20 protein-coding genes are annotated in these 20,089 nt (G+C 29.3%); 11 read left to right on the top strand and 9 right to left on the bottom strand.

The window, feature by feature from the left end; all coding sequences use genetic code 11:
* The first annotated feature begins 37 nt into the window (after positions 1-37).
* Together prfA and ACWYN7_RS09615 are read left to right on the top strand one after the other, a co-directional pair.
* Positions 38-1,114 carry a peptide chain release factor 1 gene (gene prfA, locus ACWYN7_RS09620; protein ID WP_459484671.1) on the top strand — a complete coding sequence of 359 codons (1,077 nt, stop codon included), beginning with the start codon at positions 38-40 and terminating at the stop codon, positions 1,112-1,114.
* Positions 1,115-1,253: 139 nt separating this feature from the next.
* Complete coding sequence (locus tag ACWYN7_RS09615) at positions 1,254-1,424, top strand: hypothetical protein (protein WP_462859707.1); 171 nt, start codon at positions 1,254-1,256, stop codon at positions 1,422-1,424.
* Between the two features lie 121 nt (positions 1,425-1,545).
* On the opposite strand, the gene ACWYN7_RS09610 is transcribed toward ACWYN7_RS09615, so the two are convergent.
* From ACWYN7_RS09610 to ACWYN7_RS09595, 4 genes are all read right to left on the bottom strand, one after another.
* A complete protein-coding gene (locus tag ACWYN7_RS09610; protein WP_462859706.1) occupies positions 1,546-2,829 on the bottom strand; it encodes an FAD-dependent oxidoreductase in 1,284 nt (427 codons plus the stop codon).
* Complete coding sequence (locus tag ACWYN7_RS09605) at positions 2,810-4,180, bottom strand: exonuclease domain-containing protein (RefSeq protein WP_462859705.1); 1,371 nt, start codon at positions 4,178-4,180, stop codon at positions 2,810-2,812. The genes ACWYN7_RS09610 and ACWYN7_RS09605 overlap by 20 nt, the downstream gene beginning before the upstream one ends.
* Complete coding sequence (rpe, locus tag ACWYN7_RS09600; protein ID WP_462859704.1) at positions 4,181-4,837, bottom strand: ribulose-phosphate 3-epimerase; 657 nt, start codon at positions 4,835-4,837, stop codon at positions 4,181-4,183.
* Positions 4,838-5,132: 295 nt separating this feature from the next.
* On the bottom strand, positions 5,133-5,996 hold the full coding sequence (locus tag ACWYN7_RS09595; protein WP_018942691.1) for a sigma-70 family RNA polymerase sigma factor: 864 nt from the start codon (positions 5,994-5,996) through the stop codon (positions 5,133-5,135).
* Positions 5,997-6,197: 201 nt separating this feature from the next.
* Here ACWYN7_RS09595 and ACWYN7_RS09590 point away from each other — a divergent pair, with 201 nt between their 5' ends.
* From ACWYN7_RS09590 to ACWYN7_RS09580, 3 genes are read left to right on the top strand one after another with little or no spacing between them, the layout of a single operon-like run.
* On the top strand, positions 6,198-6,767 hold the full coding sequence (locus tag ACWYN7_RS09590) for an RNA polymerase sigma factor (protein ID WP_462859703.1): 570 nt from the start codon (positions 6,198-6,200) through the stop codon (positions 6,765-6,767).
* A gap of 3 nt (positions 6,768-6,770) precedes the next feature.
* Positions 6,771-6,956: a hypothetical protein gene (locus ACWYN7_RS09585; RefSeq protein WP_462859702.1), complete on the top strand. Its 186-nt coding sequence runs from the start codon at positions 6,771-6,773 to the stop codon at positions 6,954-6,956.
* A gap of 16 nt (positions 6,957-6,972) precedes the next feature.
* Positions 6,973-7,806, top strand: a complete 834-nt coding sequence (locus ACWYN7_RS09580) for a mechanosensitive ion channel family protein (RefSeq protein WP_462859701.1) — start codon at positions 6,973-6,975, stop codon at positions 7,804-7,806.
* Between the two features lie 116 nt (positions 7,807-7,922).
* Here the strand turns inward: ACWYN7_RS09580 and ACWYN7_RS09575 are convergent, their stop codons facing one another.
* From ACWYN7_RS09575 to ACWYN7_RS09565, 3 genes are all read right to left on the bottom strand, one after another.
* Positions 7,923-8,537 carry a deoxynucleoside kinase gene (locus ACWYN7_RS09575; protein ID WP_462859700.1) on the bottom strand — a complete coding sequence of 205 codons (615 nt, stop codon included), beginning with the start codon at positions 8,535-8,537 and terminating at the stop codon, positions 7,923-7,925.
* 63 nt (positions 8,538-8,600) lie between these two features.
* The gene (locus tag ACWYN7_RS09570; protein WP_462859699.1) at positions 8,601-9,278 is read right to left on the bottom strand and encodes a response regulator transcription factor; all 678 of its coding nucleotides are present in this window, start codon (positions 9,276-9,278) and stop codon (positions 8,601-8,603) included.
* Entirely contained in the window at positions 9,271-10,890 is a 1,620-nt protein-coding gene (locus tag ACWYN7_RS09565) for a sensor histidine kinase (RefSeq protein ID WP_462859698.1), read from the bottom strand. The genes ACWYN7_RS09570 and ACWYN7_RS09565 overlap by 8 nt, the downstream gene beginning before the upstream one ends.
* 123 nt (positions 10,891-11,013) lie before the next feature.
* Between ACWYN7_RS09565 and ACWYN7_RS09560 the strand changes: the two genes are divergently transcribed.
* The 6 genes from ACWYN7_RS09560 (at position 11,014) to gldA (ending at position 17,782) form a co-directional block, all read left to right on the top strand.
* A complete protein-coding gene (locus ACWYN7_RS09560; protein WP_462859697.1) occupies positions 11,014-11,361 on the top strand; it encodes a hypothetical protein in 348 nt (115 codons plus the stop codon).
* A 5-nt stretch (positions 11,362-11,366) separates the two neighbouring features.
* Positions 11,367-12,206 (top strand): GLPGLI family protein, encoded by an 840-nt coding sequence (locus tag ACWYN7_RS09555; RefSeq protein ID WP_462859696.1) that lies wholly within the window; start codon positions 11,367-11,369, stop codon positions 12,204-12,206.
* 94 nt (positions 12,207-12,300) lie between these two features.
* A complete protein-coding gene (locus tag ACWYN7_RS09550; protein WP_462859695.1) occupies positions 12,301-13,134 on the top strand; it encodes a GLPGLI family protein in 834 nt (277 codons plus the stop codon).
* A 50-nt stretch (positions 13,135-13,184) separates the two neighbouring features.
* Positions 13,185-15,956, top strand: coding sequence for a carboxypeptidase-like regulatory domain-containing protein (locus ACWYN7_RS09545; RefSeq protein ID WP_462859694.1), 2,772 nt, complete (start codon positions 13,185-13,187; stop codon positions 15,954-15,956).
* Between the two features lie 72 nt (positions 15,957-16,028).
* On the top strand, positions 16,029-16,799 hold the full coding sequence (locus ACWYN7_RS09540; protein WP_462859693.1) for a hypothetical protein: 771 nt from the start codon (positions 16,029-16,031) through the stop codon (positions 16,797-16,799).
* Between the two features lie 86 nt (positions 16,800-16,885).
* The gene (gldA, locus tag ACWYN7_RS09535; protein ID WP_462859692.1) at positions 16,886-17,782 is read left to right on the top strand and encodes a gliding motility-associated ABC transporter ATP-binding subunit GldA; all 897 of its coding nucleotides are present in this window, start codon (positions 16,886-16,888) and stop codon (positions 17,780-17,782) included.
* Between the two features lie 189 nt (positions 17,783-17,971).
* Here the strand turns inward: gldA and ACWYN7_RS09530 are convergent, their stop codons facing one another.
* Positions 17,972-18,625: an HAD family hydrolase gene (locus ACWYN7_RS09530; RefSeq protein WP_462859691.1), complete on the bottom strand. Its 654-nt coding sequence runs from the start codon at positions 18,623-18,625 to the stop codon at positions 17,972-17,974.
* Entirely contained in the window at positions 18,609-19,937 is a 1,329-nt protein-coding gene (locus tag ACWYN7_RS09525; RefSeq protein ID WP_462859690.1) for a D-arabinono-1,4-lactone oxidase, read from the bottom strand. Before ACWYN7_RS09525 ends, ACWYN7_RS09530 begins: the two co-directional genes overlap by 17 nt.
* Between the last annotated feature and the right edge of the window lie 152 nt (positions 19,938-20,089).

Raw genomic sequence — 20,089 nt, 5'->3', positions numbered from 1 at the left:
AAAATTGTAAATTCGCAATCCAAGAAAAGAGGACAAGATGTTAGATAAATTAAGAATTGTAAAACAACGTTATGATGAGGTTTCTGATTTAATTATTCAGCCAGAAATCATTATGGATCAAAAACGTTATGCGCAATTGATGAAGGAATATAAAGATTTAGGTGATGTTGTTAAAAAAGGTGATGAATACCAAACCTTAACCAACAATATAGAAGAAGCTAAAGAAATTATTGCTGATGGTTCTGATGCTGAAATGACAGAAATGGCAAAAATGGAAATTGAAGAGGCCAATGCTAGAATTCCTGAATTAGAAGAAGAAATAAAATTCTTGCTAATACCTAAAGATCCTGAAGATTCTAAAAATGCAGTAGTAGAATTACGTGCGGGTACAGGTGGTGATGAAGCCAGTATTTTTGCTGGAGATTTGTTTAGAATGTATAGCAAATATTGCGAAAGTAAAGGCTGGAAAGTTTCTACAGTAGATTATTCTGAAGGTACAAATGGTGGTTTTAAAGAAATTCAGTTCGAAGTAAATGGAGATGATGTTTACGGAACGTTAAAATTTGAAGCAGGTGTGCATCGTGTACAAAGAGTGCCACAAACAGAAACACAAGGTCGTGTGCATACTTCTGCAGCAACGTGTATGGTTTTTCCAGAAGCAGAAGAATTTGATGTAGAGATCAATCCAAAAGATGTAAGAATCGATTTTTTCTGTTCTTCAGGTCCTGGAGGTCAGTCTGTAAATACTACCTATTCTGCAGTTCGTTTAACGCACATACCTACTGGTTTAGTGGCACAATGTCAAGATCAAAAAAGTCAGCATAAAAATAAAGAGAAAGCATTTAAAGTTTTACGTTCTCGTTTATACGATTTAGAATTGGCAAAAAAACAAGCAGAAGATGCTGCAAAACGTGGTTCTATGGTTACTTCTGGAGATAGAAGTGCAAAAATTAGAACTTACAACTATCCACAAGGTAGAGTTACAGATCATAGAATAAATTTAACTTTATACGATTTGTCTAACATTGTAAATGGCGATATTCAGAAAATTATTGACGAATTAATGTTAGCCGAAAACACAGAAAAATTAAAAGAATTAGGAGACGGAATTTAAGCTCACTTTTCTTTCTAAAATATTCAAATCTCAAAATTTTACATTTTGAGATTTTTTATTTGCGTTACTTTTTAAATGAAATGCATTAATCTACAAAGTACAAACCTTGTACTTTTGAAGTAACAAAAAAATAAAAATTATGATTGCTACAAAAATTTTAGGATTAACTGCAGCTGTAAGTAAAAGTAAAAAGCTAAAAATTGCTTTATTACTTGCAGAAGTTGCATTATTTGCCTTTGCACTTCGTAAAGACAAAGAAGAAAATAATACAGAAAAAGAATTGCTAGAAGACAACAAAATTGCTGAATAAAAATGAATAGATTTACACCACTTATTTTATTGAGGGGGTAATGAAGTAAAGGTGTAATTTATTGTTTTTTATATATTTGAAACCTCAAAACAATCTGATAAGATTTGTTTTGAGGTTTTTTTTATGATGAATATTCAGAGGTTAGTTCGTCTGTAATTAAACCATCTTCTAAAGTTTGTATAACACCCAAAGCCGCTCTTTCTCCAGAAATCATAGCCGCATTTAAAGAACCATTTAAAAGCTGATCTCCTGCTAAAAATATAGTGGATTTTAACTTGGTTTCTGTACTTGAAATCTCATATTGTAAGTTGGTTAATTTGGGTAATGCCTTTTTAATTTTATAGTGTTTTATAAATTTTTTTACATCAATTCCACAGTAAATTTTTAAATCTTCGGTTACTTTTAAAATGAGATTTAAATCATTTAGATTATGATCTTTTACAACAGTTACAGATAACAGTTCTTTATCATTTTTGTTTTCTTCGGACAAACTTGTATGATAAAAAATATTATTAATCAATGCATTTTTATCGGCAATTAAACCAATTAAAGGTTTTTTTATAATTCTTTTATGAGTTTCAAAATATAAAGTATCGCAACTTTTCCATGCAGTTTCTTGGTTTTTTAAGTTGCCAATTAAACTAGAAGCATCTGTAGCAATAATGGTAATATGGCTTTCAATTTTTTTATCATTATTTAAAATAATTTGGTTGTCTTTTACCTCTTTTACTGGTGTGTTAAATTTAAAAGTTGTGTGTTTTAAATTCGATTTTAATTGATTCGGAATTTCTTGAATTCCTTTTTTAGGTACAGCAGCATAACCATCACCAAACATTTTATAAACAAATTCGAACATTCTGCTCGAGGTTTCTAAATTGGGTTCTAAAAAAATACCGCTAAAAAAAGGTTTAAAAAAATCGTTAATCATAGCTTCAGAAAAACCAAAATATTGTAAATATTCTAAAGTTGATGTTTCTTTTGAGTTAAAAATTTGTGCTATATTTTTTCTCTTTAGTTTTGTGTTTAACTTTAAGATTTTTGTTTTGTCAGAAAAATTACCAACAGAAGAAAAAATTGTTGGCAATAATAGAGAAATGTTTCTTAAAGGATCTACAATACTGCGTGATTTTCCTTCTTTAAAAATGGTTGCTCCTGGTAAAAAGTTTTGCAATTCTAAAAGATCGTAATTCAAATATTTTTTTGCTGCAGGATACGAAGTTAACAATACCTGAAACCCCAAATCTATAGTATGTCCTTTTATAACTTCCGATTTTACACGGCCTCCCACTGAGTTAGAAGCTTCTAGTATTGTAGGATGATATCCATAATTTTCTAAGATTTGAGCTGCAATTAAACCACTAACACCTGCACCAATAATGTTTATTTTATATGCTGACTTTTTCATTTTCTTTCTTTTTTAAATAAGAACTAATTATTCTCTGAATATCTCTGTTATCTTTCTGAGGCTGCACAAAAAACTGATAATCTTCTGGTTGTATTAATTGCTCAGCTTGTAATTTATCTACATAACCAAAACCTTTATAAATTCCGTCTAAAATTAGAGCAAAACCTATTTCGTTTTCAGTTCTTCCAGTTTCTTTAATCACTAAATTTTCAGCGCCAATTCCTATTGATTTTATAGCTTTTTTTACACGTATATTGTAATCACTTACAGTTTCTTTATTGCAACAAATACCTTTACATTCTTTAATTTGATAATGAAAGCAAGTGGTTACATTGGTTTGTAAATGGCAATATTTAGGACACAAGTTAAACTCTTTGCATAAATATTCCAAATGATTTCTAACTTCAGAAACATTGTAATATTTGGTTAACGGATTTGGTATTAACTTTAAGCGATTATAAGCCAAGTGCAAAATTCCTTTTTGATCTTCGTAAGAAAATAAACCAACAGCTTCTCCAGCTCTTCTTTGTGCTCTATTGTATTTAGGATAAATGTGTTTTATTTCTGATGATTCGTACAAAAGCGCTAATAATTCACTACCAGTTTCTACATAAGAAATATCCGCAGTTTCTAAACACATGTTCTGCTCTTTCTTTTTTTTATCGTAAAAATGACTGATTACTCTTTGCTTTATATTATTGGCTTTACCCACGTAAATAACTTCTTTGGCTAAATTTTTAAAATAATAAACGCCAAAAGTTTCAGGTAAATTATCGACTACTTTTTTGTCTAATAGCGGAGGTAAAGTAGCTTGTCTAGATCTTGGATTTAAAAAAGAATTAATGATGAATTTATCATCTCTTTCAATTAATCTTTTAAACAATTCTGTAGTAGCTTCAGCATCACCTTTTGCTCTGTGTCTTCCATTAATTGGGATGTTTTCATCAGAACAAATATTACCCAAACTATACGAATTTAATCCTGGAATTATTTTTCTAGATAAACGAACTGTACAGAGTTTTTTGCGTTTAAAATCGAACCCTAAACTTTTAAATTCTGCCTGAATTATATTGTAATCGAAGTTTACATTATGTGCTACAAAAATAGTGTCTTTGGTAATTTCTGCTACCTTTTTTGCTATCTCATAAAACTTAGGGGCATTTCTAACCATGGCATTTGTAATACCTGTTAAATTGGTAATAAATGGTGGTATATTTTGCTCAGGATTTACTAAGGATGTAAACTCATCAACCACAACTTTTCCATCAAAAATAAAAATAGATATTTCAGTTATTTTCTGACCTTTATATCCATTTCCTGTGGTTTCTATGTCTACAACAGAATAGAGCAATTAGGCAACAATATTTTTTAAATCTGCAATGGTTTCAGTTGGGTTTTCTGCGCCAAAAACAAAACTACCTGCTACTAAAACATTTGCACCAGCTTCAATTAATTTATTCGCGTTTTTATTGGTAACTCCACCATCTATTTCTATTTGACAATTAGAATCTGTAAACTCAATTAAATGTCTTAATTGGCTTACTTTTTTATAGGTGTTTTCTATAAATGATTGCCCTCCAAAACCTGGATTTACACTCATAATACAAACCAAATCTAAATCTACAATTATGTCTTCTAAAACTGCAATTGGTGTGTGCGGATTTAAGGCAACTCCGGCTTTCATTCCTGCAGCTTTTATGGCTTGCACTGTTCTGTGCAAATGTGTACAAGCTTCGTAATGCACTGTTAAAATATCTGCACCCAAATCTGCAAAAGTTTGTATGTATTGATCAGGATTTACAATCATTAAATGTACATCAATTGTTTTGGTAGCGTGCTTATTTATTGCTTTTAAAACTGGCATTCCAAAAGAAATGTTGGGTACAAAAACACCGTCCATAATATCAATATGAAACCAATCTGCTTCGCTATTGTTTACCATTTCTATGTCTCTTTGTAAGTTGGCAAAATCTGCCGCTAAAATTGAAGGTGCAATTAAATTACTCATCAGTTATTTTTGAATTTTTACAAAGATAATTATTTTGTAATAGCCAATTGTATGAACTGATCTTTAGATTGTTATTTTTTAAATTTAAAAAGACCTTTCAGGTTTTTAAAATCGGAAAGGTCTACATTTATTATAGTAATTGACTAGCAAACAAGTTTAGCCGTGATTGAAATGGCATCCTTTTTTTGCTTCAATTTATGGCAAAAAAAGATAGAATGGAAAGCGCGAATAGCTTCAAATAAAAAAAACTCCCAAAAATGAATTTGAGAGTTTTTAATTTTATGAATTTTAATGATTAACCAAGGTAAGTCATTAAAATTTTAGATCTAGAAGTATGTTTTAATCTTCTGATTGCTTTTTCTTTTATTTGACGAACACGTTCTCTTGTTAAATCGAAAGTTTCACCAATTTCTTCTAATGTCATTGGTTGGTGCTCACCTAAACCAAAGTATAATTTTACTACATCTGCTTCTCTTGGTGTAAGTGTTTCTAATGCTCTGTTAATTTCAATTCTTAAAGATTCGTGTAATAAAACACGGTCTGGGTTTGGAGACTCACCAGAGTTTAAAACGTCGTATAAATTAGAATCTTCACCTTCTATTAAAGGTGCATCCATAGATACGTGACGTCCAGAATTTTTCATAGATTCTTTAACGTCATTAACAGTCATGTCTAATTTCTTAGCAATTTCTTCTGCAGAAGGCGGACGCTCGTTTTCTTGTTCTAAGAAAGCGTACATCTTGTTAATTTTATTAATAGAACCAATTTTATTTAATGGTAAACGTACAATTCTAGATTGTTCTGCTAAGGCTTGTAAAATAGATTGACGAATCCACCAAACAGCATAAGAGATAAATTTAAAACCACGAGTTTCATCGAAACGTTTTGCGGCTTTAATTAAACCTAAATTACCTTCGTTAATTAAATCTGGTAATGTTAATCCTTGGTTTTGATATTGTTTTGCAACAGATACCACAAATCTTAAATTGGCTTTTGTTAATTTTTCTAAAGCTCTTTGATCTCCTGCTTTAATTAACTGTGCCAACTCTACTTCTTCATCTGCAGTAATTAAATCTACTTTTCCAATTTCTTGTAAATATTTGTCTAGGGATGCAGTTTCTCTATTGGTAACCTGCTTGGTAATTTTAAGTTGTCTCATCTAATTCTCTCTGACTTTTTAAAGGATTAATGTATTGCTACAACTTATTATACGTAACAATTAATGTAAATGTTACAAAATCTTTAATTTTTTTTTAAAAGTGTAAAAAGACACGTTCAACGTGTTAAAATTACGGATTAACTTTTTTTAAAAAATTAATGTGACGTATTACTTTTTTTTGTGTCTTAAAGGTAATCGATATTGAAAGCAAGTACTTTAGATAAGTTAACAGACGAAGAATTGGTCTTTAAAATAGTAGAAACAAATAACTCGCAATTGTTTGCTCTATTGTATGATAGGTTCTCGAAAGTTGTTTATAATAAATGTTATGGTTTTGCTAAAAGTAAAGAAGAAACAGAAGATTTAACGCACGATGTTTTTATTCGATTATTTATAAAGTTAAAAACGTTTAAAGGTAACTCTAAGTTTTCTACATGGTTGTATTCTTTTACCTATAATTTCTGTGTAAATTATGTGCAAAGAAATAATCATAAAAAACAAGAAAAAGTAACTGTAGTTACTGATGTTATTAAAGATGATGATGTGTCTCAAGAAATTGATGATGCAGCTTTGTTTGAATTAAAGTCTGATAAATTAGCGAAAGCGCTAGAATTAATGGAACCAAAAGATAAAATGATTCTGTTGATGAAATATCAAGATGATATGAGTATTAAAGAAATTAAAGAGGCTTTAGACATTGGTGAAAGTGCAGTAAAAATGCGTATTAAAAGAGCAAAACAAAAAGTGGTAAGTATTTACGGCGAATTATAGTCTATGGGGAATCCCTTTAAAAAAATATTGCATCATCATGAAGTGCCAGTAGTACTGAAAGAGAAAGTATTGAACGACATTAATATGATAAAGCTAACAATTGATGTGGCTGATTTGTTTTTGGTGAAATATCCAAATACAATTGGCGACATTTTGGGGGCCAATAATCAAACAAAAAAAGAAAAATAACTAATAATATGGCAATATGAATTCTTTATTAATTTTACTACAATCGGATTTCGATTTTAGTTTCTTACAAAATCTGTGGTACGATTTTGTTAATTTTTTACCGCAATTATTAAAAGGACTTGCTTTTTTAATTATTGGTTGGCTTTTTATAAAGTTTATTCTTTACATCATAAAAAAAGCATTAGGGCTTACCAATATCGATACTTTACCAGAAAAATTAAATGTTGATGAAATTTTTGGGAATAGCGCTATAAAAATTCAGCCTACCAAAATTATTATTACCACTATAAAGTGGATTTTAATTTTTGTGTTTGTAATTGTAGCATCAGAATTGTTAGGTTTAAAAATGGTTTCTGAGCAATTGAGTAATTTAATTGCGTATTTGCCAAAATTAATAAGTGCTTTAATCATTTTTGCAGTAGGTATTTATTTAGCAAATATGGTTAAAAAAGCAGTGGCTAGCATGTTTGCTTCTTTAGAGTTAACAGGAGGCAATTTAGTTGGTAACATTATTTTTTATTTAATTGCTGTTATTGTAAGTGTTACAGCCTTAAATCAGGCAGGTATAAATACAGATTTGATTACTAACAATTTATCTATTATATTTGCGTCGATTTTAGCAGCTTTTACCATTTCTTTTGGCCTTGGATCTAGAGATATTATAAAAAGACTTTTATATGGTTACTATTCTAGAAAAAACTTACAAGTTGGAAATAAAATAAAAACTGAAAATTTTGAAGGAATTATTAAGTCAATTGATAATATTTCAGTAATTTTAGAGGTCGAAAATAAGACCATAATTATTCCTGTAAAGGAAATTGTAGATAACAAGATTGAAGTGTTGCATTAATCATCACTTAAAATCTGATAGAAAGTTGGGGGACTATCTATCATGCGTGAGTTAATCACAAAAAAAGAGACCGTTTTTAACGGTCTCTTTACTTTTTTATATTGTAGGTTTTTTATTTAAAATAACCCATTTATTTGCGCGTCTATTCTGTCTATAATGTACCCTAAATCTTCTTGATTAGATACAAAATCTAAATTGTCTACCTCAATAACTAATAATTTTCCTTTTTTGTAAGTAGAAATCCAAGCTTCATAACGTTCATTAAGTCTACTTAAATAATCGATACTTATCGAATTTTCGTAATCTCTACCACGTTTGTGAATTTGCCCAACTAACGTTGATATGTCTGCACGTAAGTAAATTAATAAATCTGGTGGTTGCACTAAGTTTTCCATTAATTCAAATAAAGAGCTGTAATTGCTATAATCTCTATTAGTCATTAATCCCATTGCATGTAAATTCGGTGCAAAAATATGAGCATCTTCGTAAATAGTTCTGTCTTGAATTATGTTTTTACCAGTTTCTCTTAATTCTAAGATTTGACGAAAACGACTATTTAAAAAGTAAACTTGTAAATTAAAAGACCAACGTTCCATTTCTCCGTAAAAATCATCTAAGTAAGGATTTTCGTCTACTGACTCAAAATGAGGTTTCCAGTTAAAATGTTTGGCTAAAAGTTTGGTTAGGGTGGTTTTACCTGCGCCTATATTTCCTGCAATTGCAACGTGCATATTCTAAAGTTATATAAAATTGAAAAGTGCTGCTAAATTATAAAAATTATAGCTTTAAAATAGTTAACAAATCAATTTATATCCAAAACCTCTAACATTTAAAATTTTTATGTTAGTATCTTGTTTTAACTTTTTTCTGAGTTTGCTGATAAAAACATCCATACTTCTGGCATTAAAAAAATCGTCATTACCCCATAATTTGTTTAAGATAAAAGTTCTGTCTAAGACTTCATTTTTTTTCTCAAAAAGATAAAAAAGTAATTGCGCTTCTCTGTGTGTTAAAGTTTCTGTTGTATTTAAATGTACCAAAGTTTGCTTGGTAAAATTAAAAATATACTCGCCTATTTTAAGTGTTTCTACATTGGTTTTTAATTCAATTCTATTCAATAATGCTTTAATTCTAACAATAAGCTCTTCCATAGAAAAGGGCTTTTTTAAATAATCGTTACCACCAATAGAAAAACCTTCTAAAACATCGCTAGTTTGCGATTTTGCAGTTAAAAAAATAATAGGAATATTCTTGTTTTCTTGCCTAATTTCTTGAGCCAAAGTAAACCCATCTTTTTTGGGCATCATAACATCTAACACTAAAATGTCTGGTTGTTCAGTTTGATAAATTTGGTAAGCTTCTTCGCCATTTTCTGCATGATAAACCACAAAATTTCTAGTTTCTAAACTCTCTTTTACAATCATTCCTAAACTGGCTTCATCTTCGGCTAAAAGTACTTTTATTTTAGACATTGGGTATGGTTATTTTAAAAATGGTTTGTTTTTTATCAGAAGAAAGCGCAATGCTTCCTGTATGTTTTTCGATAATTTTTTTACAATAATACAAGCCAATTCCAAAGCCTTTTACATCGTGTTTATTTCCTTTCGGAACTCTGTAAAATTTGTCGAAAATTTTTTCTTGTTGATTTTTTTCAATTCCATTGCCATCATCAGCAATGGTTATTTCTGTTGAATTTAAAATAGAATTGATGTTAATTTCAATAGTATTTCCACCATATTTTATGGCATTGTCTATTAAATTAGATATTACATTTTCAAAATGAAAAACATCAACATTTACATAATTAGGTTGTAAGTTCCACGAAAAATGCAGCTCTTTGTAATTGGCTAATAATTGGTGTTTTTTTACAAGTTTTTCTGTCATTTCAACAACATCAACAGTTTCTTTTTTTAGCATTAGTTGTTCGCTATCTAAAGTAGCAGTTTCTAACAATTTTTCTACCATTTGATGCAGTTTTTTTAATTGTACAGAAGACATTGCCAAATATCTTTGGGTTTTTTCTTTATCATCTAAAACATTAAAATTTTCTATAGCTTCTATGGCTGTAGAAACTGTAGCAATTGGTGTTTTAAATTCGTGCGTAATATTGCTAATTAAATCGTTTTTAATAGCTGCTAATTCTTTTTGTTGATTAATAATTTTTAATAAATAGAACAAACAAGAAATAATTAATAAAGACAAAATTAACGATAGAAAAATGCCACCAAAACTTCTTTTTAGCACTTCGTAATTTGGGTTGCTGTAATATAATTTATAAGATTGATTGTCTTTTAAATAAGTAGATTTTGAGTTTACTGAGAATTTTTTATCCACTAAAGTAGTGTCTTTGGTTTTCTTAAAAATAGTGTCTTTTTTTAAATGATGAAAACTTGTTTTTAAGTGAATACCTTTGGTGTTTAATTGATTTTCTATTAAAGAATCTATTGTATTGTAATCTAAAGATTGATCTAAAAACGAAACAAAGATGGGTTTTAGATTGGTAATTAGTTTTAAACTATCTGCGGCTCTTTTTCCTTTAAAATATTTTACTGCAGTTTTATTGCCATTTTTATCAAAATGAATTCCGTTTTTATCATCTGTAAATTGGGTGTAAGAAGTAATTGAATTATCGGTTTGTTTTAAATTATTTATCGAATCTTTTTTAATATTGATTTCAGTTACAATCTTTCTGGTTTCCAACATCATAGAATCTATTTTTTCTTGAGAAAAATTTTCATCCGAAGAAATTTGAATACTATTAATAGTAAATTTTGGTTTTTCGTTTTCTTTAGAATTTGAACTGTTTTTTATTTTTGAAATTATAGAATCGAAAGAAGTATTGCTTTTAATTTTTACAGTTTGGTCGTGTTCTGTATCGTTATTAATAATAGTTAAAAACTTGCTTTTTGCCAAAGTAGAAAAATATTCTTCTATAGCATTGTCTAAACTTAACTGAATTTCATTAGCAACTCTTTGCTTGTTTTCTTGGTAGTTTTTTAAATTCCAATAAAACTGAACCCCAATTGTGGTAATAATTGTGGTAGCTATTAAATAAAAAATCCATTTGTATTTTTTGGTATTCATATTACAAATATAAGTTGTAATTGCTATAAATTTAGTCGGTTAACACTCGTTAACACTTGTTAACCTAAAAAACTAAAGATCATTCTCATCTTTGTAGTGAACAATAATCTAAAATAATTTATTATGAAAAAATTCCTTTTATTGGTGGCAATTTTAGCATCACCATTTAGTTTTTCGCAAGAGCAAGAAAATAAAGAGATACATGTAAAAGTGAGTAAAATGGCTTTTAAAGCAAATTCGGCAGAAGAATTAGAAACTATAAATTGGGAGCGCATTAAAAGAGTATTTAGCGAAGATACTGAAAACGAAAATATAGAAATGAGCTTTACTTTAAGTTATCCAGCATCGAAATACAAAATTAAAAGCTCGATTAAAGTAGGTGGACAATCTAGAAATATTGACTCTTTAATTTTAAAATCTAAAAAAGGAATTCAATCCATAATAAAATTATCTAAACCTTATAAAAACTAAATATCATGAAAACTTTTATCACAGCATTTGCACTTTTGTTGGTTTGCACATTACAAGCACAAAATTTTACAGGAAAAGCGATTTATAAAACAAGTCAGAAATCGAACTTTAAAATGAATAATGAAAAAGGTGTAGATGATAAAATGCAAGAAGAGCTAAGAAAAAGAATTCAGAAAATGTATCAAAAAACATATATTTTAGAATTCGATAAAACTACATCTACCTACAAAGAAGATATAAAATTAGATGCACCAAAGCCACAAGTTGGGGGTAATAATGTTGTTGTAATGTCTTTTGGAGGTTCTGGAGCAGCAAGTGTGTATTATAAAAACATTCAAGAAAAAAGATTTGCAAATCAAACAGAAATAATGGGTAAAGTGTTTTTGGTAAAAGACGCATTACCAAAATACAATTGGCAAATGACTACCGAAACAAAAAACATTGGCCAATATACATGTTATAAAGCTACATATACAGAAGAAGTAGAAAGTATAAAAATAAGCATTGTTAACGGAGAAACCAAAGAAGAGATAAAAAAAGAAACCAAAGTAACTACTGCTTGGTATACCTTACAAGTACCAATTAGTAATGGGCCAGATAATTACCAAGGGTTACCTGGTTTAATTTTAGAAATTAACGATGGTAAAAAAATGATGGTTTGTACTGAGATTATTTTAAACCCGTCAGAAAAAATAACCATTCAAGAACCAGCAAAAGGTAAGGTTGTTAACCAAAACAAGTTTGATGAAATTCAGGAACAAAAATCAAAAGAAATGATGGAGAAATTTAAAAGTAGAAATGGTTTTGAAATGGGAAATGGAGTTCGAGTAAAAATAGGAGGCTAAAGGTGTTAAAGTTTTCCCAACGCTTTTAAACTTTTAAACCTTTTTTAAGTCATACTGAACATATAACCGATATTTTTACAAAAAAATAAAAATGATGAAATCAGTATTTACTTTCTTATTAGTTTTAGCAACTAATATCTTATTTTCTCAAAGCGACTTTCAAGGTAAAGCAACCTACATGTCTAAAACTACTATGGATATGAGTAGGTTTGAAGGAAGAAGTGAGCAAGAGAAAAAGCAAATTATGGCTCGTATGAAAAACATCTTGGAAAAAACATACACCTTAAGTTTTAACAAAACAGAATCTGAGTTTAAAGAAAACGTAAAACTTGATGCTCCAGGTACAAGTGGGCCAAGATGGGGTTCTAGCAATGGAAAAGGCGCTATTTATAAAAACCTTAAAGAAAAAGAAATGATTGAAGACGTTGAAATGTTTAGTAAACGTTTTTTAGTTATTGAAGAAATGGATCAACCTAAATGGCAGTTAAGTACCGAAACAAAAAAAATTGGTCAATATACTTGTTACAAAGCAACTTTGGTAAAAGTAGATACCAGTGTAGATTTTGGAAGTATTTTTGGTAGAAGAGGAAGAAGAGGTGCAGATAATACAGATAAAAAAGAAGAAGAAAAAGAACCAGAAGTTAGAACTTTAGCAGTTACTGCATGGTATACACCACAAATTCCAGTTAGTTCAGGTCCAGATTCTTACTATGGATTACCAGGGTTAATCTTAGAATTAAATACAGGTAAAACAACAATGTTATGTACAGAAATTGTATTAAATCCGTCTGAAACTTTAGAAATAAAAAAGCCAAATAAAGGTAAAAAAGTAAACAGAGAAGAGTACAATAAAATTATAAAAGTAAAAACAGACGAACTTAAAGAACGTTTTCAAAACAGAAGTAGAGGTGGTGGAAGAAGATTTTAAAAATCGTCAAAATTGCTTTTAACCCAACTATTTTAATTCAAATCAAACAAATGAAAAAAATATTACTATTCACCATTTTAATGGTGTCATGGATATCTACAGCCCAAATTACTTTAAGAGGTGTGGTTAAAGATTCTATAGGAGAGCCTTTAGAAATGGCCAATGTTATTGCTCTAGATACTGTAGCAAAAACAATTAGTTCTTTTGGTTTTACAGATGCAAATGGAAACTTTAAATTAGATTTAAAACGCAACACTACCTATAATATAAAAATTAGTTACGTTGGTTTTAAAGAAATTAGTGAGTTTATTAAAACTAAAGAAACTAGCATTTCTAAAAACTATACCTTATACGAAGACAATATGTTAGATGGTATTAATATTGTTGCTAAAATGCCAGTAACTATTAAAGGAGATACTATTGTGTATAATGCAGATTCTTTTCAAAATGGTTCTGAAAGAAAGCTGAAAGATGTTTTAGAAAAATTACCAGGTGTAGAAATTAATGATAATGGACAAATAGAAGTAGAAGGTAAAGCTGTAGAAAAAATAATGGTAGATGGTAAAGAGTTTTTTAGTGGAGATACTAAATTAGCTACAGAAAACATACCTTCTAATGCTGTAGATAAAATTCAGGTTTTAAGAAATTATGGAGATGTTAGCCAATTAAGTGGTGTACAAAACAACCAAGATCGAGTTGCTATAAATATTAAATTAAAAGAAGGAAAAAAGAATTTCTGGTTTGGAGATGTTTTAGCAGGTGCAGGAGATTCTCCAGATACAGGTTTGTATTTATTTCAGCCAAAATTATTTTATTACACTCCTAAATACACTATCAATATTATTGGTGATGTAAATAACATGGGCGAAGTTGTAATTAGCAGAAGAGATGCCAGAAGTTTTGGTGGTAGTTTTCGAAGTCAAAGTCCATCTAATGGTACAAACATTAATTTAGCAGATGCAGGTATTGGATTTTTAAATGCAAGTACAAGAAATGCAAATCGAATTGAAACTAAATTAGGAGCTTTAAACTTTACGTATTCTCCTAATCCAAAGTTAGATTTAAGCGGATTTTTAATCTGGTCTAGTAACTCAAATGGACAAAGAAATATTAATTCTATCGATTATATAGATCCAGATACTCCAGATGATGTTGTAGATAATAGCACAGATCAAACTAGTAATACAGGTTTATTCAGATTCAGTACTATTTACAAAAAGAACATTAACAATCAATTAAACTATAATGTTTCTGGTCGTTTTTCTAACGAATTTAGAACCGATAATGTAAACTCTTTTGTTTTAAGTGATATTACAGAGACTGAAAAAGCGACACCATATACTATAAATCAAGATTTCAGCTATTTTTATACAGCAAGCGAAAAAAGTATTTTTGCTTTAGAAGTAAAACATTTGTTACAAGACGAAGATCCATTTTATTTGGCTTCTTTAGAGAATGATCCTTTTAACAATAACCCAACTAACGACGAAGATTTAGAAGACTTAGAAGATGGGTTTGATGATACTGCTTTAACTTTAGGTTTAGACAGATCTAATATGTACTACAACTTAGAGCAAGATAGACGTGTAAAATCGAATCAATTAGATGCAAAATTAGATTATTACTATATCTTAAATGATAAAAGTAATTTAAACTTTGTAACAGGAACTATTTTAAGTTCACAAAATTACGATTCTCGTTTTTTCCAAATTTTAGATGATGGTTCTGAGGTAGATCCTACTCCTACAATTTCAGGAATAGACAGTTCAGAAACTACAAACGATACCGAATATAATTTTACAGATATTTATGCAGGTTTAAGATACCGTTTAAAAACTGGGATTTTTACAATTACTCCAGGTTTTACAGTACACTCTTACAACTCTAACAATACACAATATGGGTCAGAAACATTTAAAGATACTTTTGTAAAAGTGTTACCAGAGTTCGAAACGATTGCGCAGTTTAAAAGTAGCGAGAGTTTAACATTCAGCTACAAACAAGAGGTTAATTTTACAGATGTAAATCAAATTGCAAGAGGTATTGTAGCTAACAGTTATAGTTCTTATTATGCAGGTAATGCAGAATTAATAAATGCAAGTTTCCATAATGTAAGCTTGTTTTACAGAAGTTTTAACTTGTTTAATAACAGTAGTGTTTTTGCAAGGCTTAATTATAGAAAAACAATAGATCAAGTAAATTCGAATACAATTTTCGAACCAAGTTCTGTAGTTTCTAGTAGTACAAGTATTAACTCACCATTTGACAACGAAAGTTTTACAGCTTTTGCTAGATTAAGCAAAACCATTCGAAAAATTACAGCAAGAATTGGAGGTAACTTTTCATACAACAAAAGCTATCAATTTATAAACCTTGAAGAAAATACAAACGAAAACATTTCAAGAGGATTTAACTCAAGAATTGGTACAAACTTTACAAAAGCACCTAACGTTAGTTTGAGTTATAATTTAACTTTTAACGATCAAGTAAACAGTGCAAGAACAGAAGATATTAATACTGTTACACACGCACCAGCTATTAATTTCGACGCTTATATCTGGAACTCTTTAACGCTTACTGCAGATTATACTTTTAACGAAGTTAGACAAGAAGGTAGTAAACAAAGTTCTTTTAACATCTTTAACGCAAAATTTGCGTACAGAAAAGATAAAGATGCAAAAATGGAATACGAATTAGTAGGTAGTAACTTATTAGGTACTGGTTCAGAAACTTCTGTTGGACAAAGTATAATTTCTTTTAATGTAAATGAAAGATTTATTATGCCAAGATTTATTAGTTTAAGACTACGTTATCAACTATAAAAAAATATTTTATTTATTTTTAAATGGCTCTTTTTAGAGCCATTTTTTATTTAGTTTTTTTACTTTTACAGCATGAGTTTATTAGCAACAAAATCATCTTTATACGCTACTTTTAAAAGTTTAGGCTTGCTGTATTTATTTATTGCATATGGTCTTTTTTTAGATGGTTTTTATGTATTTACCATCACAGAAAATGCACAATTGTATGCAAATATTAGCATGCTTTTGGTTTTTCCAATCGTATATTTTAAAGTAAATAAAAGATCTAAAGAGCACTTAATTGCTGGAGTTTTAATCGGCTTTTTTGGCGAGTATCTTTTTTCGGTTTTAATGGGGATGTATACTTACAGATTAGACAACGTGCCACATTATATTCCTTTTGGGCATGCTTTAGTTTATTTAGCAGTGTTATATTTTTCTAAAGCAGCTTCAATCATTAAACACAGAAAAAAAATAGAAATATTTTTAGCCATTTTTATCTTTATTTATGCAACCGTATTTCTAATTTTTAAGTTCGATGTTTTTGGTTTTGTAATGACAATGGCAACCTTATACATTTTAAGAAACAAACCCAGAGAACGTTTGTTTTATTTAACCATGTACGTTTCTGTTGCTTATCTAGAAATTATTGGTACAAGCCTTTTATGCTGGAAATGGCCTCCAATTGCTTGGGATGTAATTCCGTTTTTACCAAGCCATAATCCACCAAGTGGAATTAGTTTATTCTATTTTTTATTAGATTTAGGTTGTTTGTGGGTGTATAAAAAACGTCATAAAATTACTTGGCAAAGAATGAAACACATCAGAAGTATTCGTTTAAGTAAAAGTATATTAACAAACTAATATCAAATAATATTCGTTATTAAAAATAACAGTTCCAGTAAATTTTAAGTGATAAAAATGATGTCGAGAACTAATTAAAAAAACAAATGTCAATAAAAGTAGCATCCGTAACAAAAACATATAAAACTCAAAAAGCATTAAATAATATTTCTTTTTCTGCGGATAAAGGTCAGATTATTGGTTTTTTAGGTCCAAATGGAGCAGGAAAATCTACAATGATGAAAATATTAACAGGTTTTATAAAACCCAATAATGGAGAAGTTTTTGTTGATGAAATTGATGTTTTACAAAACCCATTAACAGCTCAAAAAACAATTGGTTATTTGCCAGAACATAATCCTTTGTATAAAGAGATGTATGTGCGAGAATACTTAGAATTTCAGGTATCTATTTTTAAAGTTGATAAAAGCCAAATAGAAACTTGTATAGAAAAAGTAGGTTTAACAGTAGAGGCACATAAAAAAATACATCAACTCTCAAAAGGATATCAGCAAAGAGTTGGTTTGGCAGCAGCCATTTTACACAATCCTTCAGTTTTAATTTTAGACGAACCCACAACAGGATTAGACCCAAATCAATTGGTAGAAATTAGAGAATTAATTAAAGAATTGGGTAAAAATAAAACGGTACTTTTTTCTACACATATTATGCAAGAAGTAGAAGCGGTTTGTGATAGAGTTCTAATTATTAGAAAAGGCGAATTACTGGTTGATAAAAAATTAAAAGACCTCCAAAATTACAATCAACAAGTTATAAAAGTTGTTTTTGATGTTGCAATTGATGAGAGTAAGATGCAACAAATTCCTTATTTATTATCTCTTGATAAATTAGACCATAAGTCTTGGAGATTATTTTTTAAAACCCAAGAAGATATGCGTTCTCAAATTTTTGATTTTGCGCAAGAAAATAAAATAAAAATTTTAGAGTTAGTTGCAGAAAACAAAAATTTAGAAAGTTTGTTTAGAGAATTGACTTTACAATAAAGTTGTATATCTGTAAAATATAGACTTTACAGGTCTTGAATTATCTCGAAAAAATAACTACAAATTACTTCCTTTTAAAGTTTGCAATACGCGTTAAGGATTGAGCGGTTTGTTTGAACTCTTTTTTGCTTTTTCAGCAAAAAAAGTGAGTAGCGAAAGCCTGACCTGAAAGGGAACGCCCTAAAAATTTTAATGGGTTAAATATTGATAAGCTTCTAATAAAGTAGGGAAAACCATAATACTACCAGCTTCTTTTAATTCTTGTTCAGAGTTCTGGGTTAAAATTCCTATAGGATTCATGCCTGCAGCCTTAGCCGCTTTTGTACCTGTTAAACTATCTTCAAAAACCCAAAGATGTTTAAAATCTTCTTCTTTAAAATTTAAGGCTTTTGCTAGTGTTTTATACGCTTCTGGATCTGGTTTTGGTTTTTTGTAATCTTGTACTCCAAAAACAGTTGTAAAGTTTAAGTCTAAATGCTGAATGCTATTTTTTAAAAATTGTTTAGTTGCGTTACTTGCAATGCCATAAGGAATCTTTTCTTCGGATAAAAAAGCTGTAATTTCACGAACACCTGGTAATAATTCAGGCACTGTAAAATACTTGTCTAAATGCTCGTCTTTTAGGTAATACAATTCTTTAGTTTGAGCTTCTTTACCAATAACGCTGCAAAAATATTCTGCAATTATTAAAGGTGTTTTGCCTGTATGACTTTTTGGAAAAGGAGCGATTTCTTCATTAAATAATTCTTTAAAAGCAGAAGTCCAAGCAGAATAATGACTGTTAAAACTATCTACAATAACTCCATCAAAATCGAATAAAAAACCTTTAGGCAACAGTTTCATTTACTAGTGTTTTAGCGGCCACTAATTTAGTTAAATATGGATTTAAAAACTTGTTAGTTGGATCTAATTTTTCTCTAATTTCTTTAAAGTCATTCCATTTTGGATAAATTTTAGATAATTGAGCATCTTTAGCAGAAAAACGTTTGCCCCAATGAGGTCTACCTCCGTGTTTTAAAAATATTTTTTCGATACTTTTAAATGCTTCATAAGTATCTGCAGTTGCAGCATTTCTAGAAACACAGCCCATAGTTACTGTATCTTGTTTATAGGCATAGCTTAACCAAGATTTATCTTGATACACAAAACGCACATCCATAGGAATGTGAATAAAAGATTTATTACTCCACTTGTTAATTTCTGTTTTTAATTCATTAAAAACTTCTGGAAACTTGTCTAAAGCAATTGTCCATTCTGCCAATTCTAAAGTAGAACCTCTAGATTTAGTAACTGTAGCTTGGTATAATGTACCTTTGTGCTCTTTTTTAGCGCTGAAAAAGGCTTTGGCTAGTATTTTATTAGCGATTGCAGTAATCCAAGGAAATTTGTGAGAATATTTATATAGAAATTTAGAAGTGTTTCTTCTATGTTTTAAGTAATTTGGTCCTTTATTTTCAGTAATTTCTTTTTTAGGATCAATTTTATCACCAGTAATTACATAACCTTTGTTTGTATGAGGCAACCATAAAATTCTTAGAAAGTCGTGCTTTTTTAATCTGCTTTTTATTTTTGGTAACCATTCATTATCACTTTCTGGTCTTTCTTTTACATGAAGTGTGTAAGCAGGTTCACATTGAAAAGTAATTGTAGACATTACACCTAACATGCCTAAAGAAACACGAACTGCATCTATTAAATTGTCTTGTTCTGTAATTTTTTTTATGCTACCATCTGCAAGCACTAAGTTACATGCAGTCATGTATTCACATAATAATTTTCCGCTTGTACCATGGGTTCCTGTAGCTAAAGCTCCACCAATGGTAATGGTATTAATATCTGGTAAGCAGGGTATACACCAACCAACAGATTCTATAGCTTCTAATAACTCGCTTAAGATTAAACCAGACTGAACTGTTATTGTTTTTTTATTATAATCATAGGAAACAATTTTGTTATAGTTTGTCATATCAATCAAAACATCTGTGCCTGCAGCAATATCTGCGGAAGATTGTTTGCTTCCAAAAAAACGTATCTTTTCGTTATTTGCTATTACTTCTTTCAGCTCATCTTCAGTAGTAATAGCATACTTTGTAGTGTAGTTGTACTTTAAATTTTCATTCCAGCTAACCCAAGTACCGTTATTTTTTTGTTTCATGATATTTTGATTTTGTTAAACAAAATTACAAAATAAACGATTTATAATAGCTTTTAAAATGATAAAAATTATAAAATGAATTTTTGATAAATAAAAAGCACTATTTCATCAAATTGATAAAAATAGTACTCAAAATACAATAATGTCTTATT

It is taken from the genome of Polaribacter sp. M10 (assembly GCF_054968445.1).
The sequence above is the reverse complement of the archived record's forward strand: the minus strand, read 5'-3'. Positions and strand labels throughout refer to the sequence as shown.